This window comes from Apibacter sp. (assembly GCF_025291155.1).
Lineage (GTDB): Bacteria > Bacteroidota > Bacteroidia > Flavobacteriales > Weeksellaceae > Apibacter.
Genome location: NZ_JAMBJZ010000101.1, coordinates 1 through 6,051, shown reverse-complemented (window position 1 = coordinate 6,051; position 6,051 = coordinate 1). Strand labels below are relative to the sequence as shown.

The following is a 6,051-nucleotide window of genomic DNA, read 5'->3' as shown; positions in this document are numbered from 1 at the left end:
AAAAGTATTGCTTATCGATGCAGACCCACAAGCAAATGCAAGTTCAGGTTTAGGTATTAATGTAGAAGAAGTTGAAGTAGGAACCTATGAAGTTCTTGAACATAGTGCTTCAGCAAAAGATACAGTACAACCGACTACGTCCCCTAATGTGGATTTAATACCAGCTCATATTGACCTCGTTGCAGCTGAAATTGAATTAGTCGATAAAGTTAACAGAGAATATATGTTAAAAGAAGCATTAAAGGACATAAAAAATGAATATGATTTCATAATCATTGATTGTGCACCATCTTTAGGATTAATTACCTTAAATGCTCTTACAGCCGCTGATTCTGTAATCATTCCCATTCAATGTGAATATTTTGCATTAGAAGGTTTAGGAAAATTATTAAATACTATAAATAGTGTACAAAAGCTACATAATCCTGATCTCACCATTGAAGGACTATTGTTAACAATGTACGATGCACGCCTACGCTTATCAAATCAAGTGGTAGAAGAAGTAAAAACACATTTCCCGGATATGGTTTTTGACAGTCTCATTCAAAGAAATGTACGTTTAAGCGAAGCTCCAAGTTTTGGCGAATCTATTCTAAAATATGATGCAGAAAGCAAAGGAGCTATTAATTATATATTACTTGCAGAAGAAGTTTTAAATAAAAATAAGGCAGAAGTAAAATAAATTATGGCTATAGACAAAAAAAGAGCTATGGGTAGAGGCCTATCCGCAATTTTAAGCGAAAGTTCAAAAAAAGTAAATTCTGCTGAAGAAGCAGGAGCTGAAGAACTGGTAGGTAATATTTTGGAAATTTCTCTTGATGACATTATAACCAATCCCAATCAACCTAGAACTAATTTTGATCAAAAAGCATTAGACGAACTATCAATCTCTATTAAACAGCTAGGTTTAATTCAACCTATAACAGTTCGTAAGAATGGAGATAAATATGATTTAATTTCTGGAGAACGTAGATATCGTGCTTCCAAACAAGCCGGATTAAAAAAATTGCCTGCATTTGTTAGACTAGCTAATGATCAGGAACTTTTAGAAATGGCTTTAGTTGAAAACATCCAGCGAAAAGATTTAGACCCTATTGAAATTGCCCTGAGCTTTGAGAAATTAATTGAGGAAATCAATATTACTCAAGAAAACCTGAGCAACAGAGTGGGGAAGGACAGAAGCACCATTACAAACTATTTAAGACTTTTAAAATTATCTCCAATAATTCAAACAGGTATAAGAGATAGTATCATATCTATGGGACATGGACGAGCCCTTATTTCCTTAGAAGAACAAGAGAAACAATTATTTGTGTATGAAAAAATAGTACGCGAACAATTATCGGTAAGACAAACTGAAAATTTTATACGTACTTTTAAAAATCCTAAAATTAAAAAAGTATCCAAAGAAAAAGAATTACCTAATCATTTAAAAAAAGGTTTGAAAAGTTTTGAAGATTACTTTGAAACTAATATAGAAATTAAAGCAACCGATAAAGGAAAAGGAAAAATTATCATTAACTTTGATTCAACTGAAGAATTTGAAAGGATTCAGAAATTATTAGAATGATACAAAAGAAAATATTGGTTATAATTTCATTATTTTTAACATGTTTTATTTTAGCGCAAAATCAAAAAAAAAATGATGCGACGATCACTGACGATGGAGTTATAATCCGAAATATTAATAAAACAGACTCACTTACTCAGACTATGTTGAGAAGTCCTTTAAAAGCATCCTTGTATTCCGCCATACTTCCCGGTTTAGGCCAATTATATAATAAAAAATATATAAAAGCTCCCATTGTATTAGGAATTATAGGTACTGGAATAGGATTTATTAAATATTACGATGATAGATATAATAAATACCATAAGGCATATTTAGCGGAACTTAGCGGTCAAAAACATAAATTTTCGGATGTAGCAGGAATAAGCCCAAAGGTTTTAGCAAATGCTCAGGATTCTGAGCGAAGAAATAGAGATTATGCCATTGTATTAACCTCACTCGCTTACCTTTTGAATATAGTAGATGCTACCGTTGATGCTCATCTATCAATATTTGATAAAGATAAGGATCTTGCTATTCGACCAGTTATAATGGAAGATGCAAATAATACTATATTTACTAATCAAAAAGTAGGACTTTCTTTTTGTTTATCTTTTTGAAATTAAAAATGTTTATAATTAATTAATATATAATTTATGAAAATAGCTTTAGTAGGTTATGGTAAAATGGGTAAAGCCATAGAAGAAATAGCTCAAAAACAAAATCACCAAATAGTAGCCAGATTAGAAGAAAAACCAACCAAAAAAAATATAAATGGCGCAGATGTAGCTATTGAATTCTCAACGCCTTCTACTGCTTACGAAAATGTGATGGCATGCTTAGAAATTGGAGTGCCGGTTGTATGTGGAACTACCGCATGGTTGGATAAGCTCCCTAAAGTTAAAGAATTTTGTACAGAGCACAATGGTGGGTTTATTTATTCTTCCAATTATAGTTTGGGTGTTAATTTATTTTTTGAAATAAATAAAAAAGCAGCTGAAATAATGAAAAAATATCAAGAATATACAGTTCATATCGAAGAAATACATCATACAGAAAAAAAAGATGCACCGAGTGGAACAGCTATAACTCTTGCTGAAGAAATTATTCCAATATACAACTTTGATGGTTGGAATTTATCATATAAAACAAATAATAATTTGCTTGGTATTGAGGCAAAGAGAGTTCATGACGTACCCGGAACACATACGGTTATCTATAATTCATCTATTGATGATATCGAATTAAAACACGTTGCCCATTCTAGAAAAGGCTTTGCTATGGGAGCACTAATTGCCGCAGAATGGTTAATTGGGAAGAAAGGTATTTTTACCATGAAAGACGTACTTGGCTTTTAAGTTAGAATAATTTACTAAAATTATTAAAGAAACTAAAAAAGTAAAAGACAATATTATTAAAAAAATTTAAAGAATTTTCTCATGCATTTACTACAATATTATTTATTATTCGCTTTAATTACAAATATATTATATTTTTTAACTACCTGGAAACTATTTCAAAAAGCAGGTAGAAAAGCTTGGGAATCTTTATTACCATTTTATAATATTTTTATTACTTTAAAAATAATTCATCGACCTTGGTGGTGGCTTCTTATTGTATTTATACCTATTGTCGGTCCAATTATGGGAGCGGTAATATTAGTGGATTTTATAAGACATTACAATCGCCGTTCTTACTTAGATGCCGTATTAGTATTATTTTTCTCATTTGTTTTCCTAGCTTATATAAATTATTCTTCTGAAACAAAATACAGCGGAAAAGAAGAGAGAAAAGAAACTTTTATTTCAGCAGTATTATTTGCGGTTGTCTTTGCAACAATTGTTCATGCTTTTGTAATTCAACCCTTTACTATTCCCACCGCATCTATGGAACGAACATTATTGGTTGGAGACTTTCTTTTTGTAAGTAAGCTTAATTACGGAATAAGAATACCGATGACACCGGTAGCTCTTCCTTTTCTCCAAAATAAAATTCCTTTGGGAGATAATCAAAAACCACAAAATCAAATCAATTCTTATGTTGATAAAATTCGTTTGCCTTACATGAGGCTTCCCGGCTGGCGAAATATTGAGAGGTATGATATTGTAGTATTTAATTATCCTACAGATTCATTACATACAGCCATTGATAGAAAAGATCCTTATGTTAAAAGATGTGTAGGTTTACCCGGAGATAAAATACAGCTTATCGATGGTAATTTATTTATAAATGGAAAGCCTGAAGACATAAAAAAAGATGAACAGCAACAAAGAGATTATTTAGTATACACTACAGAAGCAGGAATCAGCCAAAGAAAAATCGAAGACTTATTAGGCTATGCTACTTATCAAGATGGTCTAGATGAACATGGAAAAAACGTATACTATTTCAAAGGGTTAACTAAAGAATATTCAGATAAAATAAAAAATTTTGATACAGTTGATTCTATTCAAATTTTATATGCGAAAAAAGGGGAAGAGGGTATTCATTATAAAGATGTTTCTAAAACTAAAATCGATACAACTAATTCTATTTTTCCCTTACATAGTGGTTGGAACGGTTCTCAATATGGACCAATTACTATACCTAAAAAAGGAGATGTAATTCAATTGACTAGCCAAAATATAAATCAATATCGACGAATTATAAAAAATTATGAATTAAATAATTTGAAAGAAATCAATGGTAAATTTTTCATAAATGGTAAAGAAACTAGTACATACACTATAAAACAAAATTATTATTGGATGATGGGGGATAATCGAGATAATTCTTTAGATAGCCGATATTTTGGTTATGTTCCTGAAGATCACATTATAGGTACGCCAATATTTACCTGGTTGAGTATTCAAGGACTATTTGAAAACGATCCTTATGGACATCCCGCAAAATTTAAAATTAGATGGGATCGAATGTTCAGAACAGTTAATACAAATGTACCTTTACAAGAAAAGACTAATTATTTACCCGTTTTTATAATTCTATTAGGCGGCTATTTCGTTTATGATTATTTTAACAAAAAGAAAAAGAAAGAAAAAAATAAATAATTTAATCAATGAGGAAAATTCTATTAGTACTGTTAACATTAGTTACGACTCAATCCTCAATATATGCTCAAGAGGATTTAATAAAAAAAATTATAAATAATAAATCAAATAATACTAATTTCCAATTTACTCTAGTCAAACAGCTTGATAACACTACTGTGAAACAACAAGGTTCATCCGGAACATGCTGGAGCTATGCAGGAAATTCTTTTCTTGAGTCTGAAATTTATAAAAAACATAAACGCGTTCTAGATATAGCAGAAATCTATACTGCAAGAAAAACTTATGAAGAAAAGGCCAAAAATTATGTAATGATGGACGGGTTTTTAAATTATGGAGATGGCGGTTCATTGCATGATGTAATCAATATGTATAAAAAATATGGGATAATGCCCCAAGAAGCATATACTGGATTAATCAATGGAGCTGTAAAGAACAATTTTAAAGAAATGCAGATAGAGCTTAAAAATAATTTGGATAAAATTATAGCTAAAAAAGCTCCTATAAATACTAACTGGACTATAAATTTTTCATCAATATTAGATAAATATTTAGGAAAAGTTCCTGAAACATTTATATATAATGGAAAAGAGTATACTCCCAAAACATTTGCCGAAGAGATAGTGGATTTAAATCCAGATGATTATATTGAAATTACCTCATTTAAAGATTACCAATACTATAAACAATTTTATCCACCCTTGCCGGATAACTGGAGCGGAGATAAGATGTATAACATACCTATGGCTGAACTTACGGATTGTATAGATCATGCTTTATCATTAGGATATACCGTTTGCTGGGCAACTGATGTAAGTGAAGCATATTTCAGCTGGAAAAACGGACTGGCTTATGTTCCTGATACAAATCTATATGCAATATCTTCGGAAGAGCGGGCAAATTTATTTACACATCCAAAACCTGAAAAAATTATAACAGAAGAAATGCGTCAGGAAGCTATTAATAATAAATCAACAACTGATGATCATGCTATGCATATAGTAGGTATTTCAAAAGATCAAAACGGTAAAGAATATTATTTAATTAAAAATTCCTGGGGAGATACCAATGATTTCAAAGGATATTTATATGTAACGAAAACTTACGTTCAATTTAAAACTACAGCAATTTTACTTAATAAAAATGCACTTCCTAAAAAATTAAGAAAAAAACTAAACTTAATGTCTTAAAAATTTTTTAATTAATAAAATTTCATGAGGTATGAGTAATTTTATATCTCAAAAACCTATTTAACATAATATAAATTATAGGAAAATTAAACATTTCAGAATTCTGGCAGAATTAAAAGATTTTCCTATAATGTCATATTATGTCTGCGCAAAAGCTCCGGGCTTCGCCTAAATAGAACTTTTCTAAGACAAACACATTTTACAGGGTTTTCCTATAATTAGTCATTATGTATAAATAGCCGCGCGGCCAAATCGGTTTGTTCAA

At 30.3% G+C, this 6,051-nt stretch carries 6 protein-coding genes; all 6 read left to right on the top strand.

The window, feature by feature from the left end; translation table 11 throughout:
• The coding region (locus M3Z80_RS08680) for a ParA family protein (protein WP_293919210.1) at positions 1-682 on the top strand (682 nt) is incomplete at its 5' end.
• A gap of 3 nt (positions 683-685) precedes the next feature.
• A complete protein-coding gene (locus tag M3Z80_RS08675) occupies positions 686-1,570 on the top strand; it encodes a ParB/RepB/Spo0J family partition protein (protein ID WP_293919208.1) in 885 nt (294 codons plus the stop codon).
• Positions 1,567-2,169 carry a DUF5683 domain-containing protein gene (locus M3Z80_RS08670; RefSeq protein ID WP_293919206.1) on the top strand — a complete coding sequence of 201 codons (603 nt, stop codon included), beginning with the start codon at positions 1,567-1,569 and terminating at the stop codon, positions 2,167-2,169. The genes M3Z80_RS08675 and M3Z80_RS08670 overlap by 4 nt, the downstream gene beginning before the upstream one ends.
• A gap of 36 nt (positions 2,170-2,205) precedes the next feature.
• A complete protein-coding gene (dapB, locus tag M3Z80_RS08665) occupies positions 2,206-2,907 on the top strand; it encodes a 4-hydroxy-tetrahydrodipicolinate reductase (protein ID WP_293919204.1) in 702 nt (233 codons plus the stop codon).
• A gap of 81 nt (positions 2,908-2,988) precedes the next feature.
• Positions 2,989-4,596 carry a signal peptidase I gene (gene lepB / locus M3Z80_RS08660; RefSeq protein WP_293919202.1) on the top strand — a complete coding sequence of 536 codons (1,608 nt, stop codon included), beginning with the start codon at positions 2,989-2,991 and terminating at the stop codon, positions 4,594-4,596.
• An 8-nt stretch (positions 4,597-4,604) separates the two neighbouring features.
• Positions 4,605-5,786 carry a C1 family peptidase gene (locus M3Z80_RS08655; RefSeq protein WP_293919201.1) on the top strand — a complete coding sequence of 394 codons (1,182 nt, stop codon included), beginning with the start codon at positions 4,605-4,607 and terminating at the stop codon, positions 5,784-5,786.
• Positions 5,787-6,051: the final 265 nt, after the last annotated feature.

What these genes read in the sequence shown, in the direction of transcription:
- M3Z80_RS08655 (WP_293919201.1), top strand. Translation starts at nt 4,605, where the DNA reads ATGAGGAAAATTCTATTAGTACTGTTAACATTAGTTACGACTCAATCC.
- dapB (WP_293919204.1), top strand. Translation starts at nt 2,206, where the DNA reads ATGAAAATAGCTTTAGTAGGTTATGGTAAAATGGGTAAAGCCATAGAA.
- lepB (WP_293919202.1), top strand. Translation starts at nt 2,989, where the DNA reads ATGCATTTACTACAATATTATTTATTATTCGCTTTAATTACAAATATA.
- M3Z80_RS08675 (WP_293919208.1), top strand. Translation starts at nt 686, where the DNA reads ATGGCTATAGACAAAAAAAGAGCTATGGGTAGAGGCCTATCCGCAATT.
- M3Z80_RS08670 (WP_293919206.1), top strand. Translation starts at nt 1,567, where the DNA reads ATGATACAAAAGAAAATATTGGTTATAATTTCATTATTTTTAACATGT.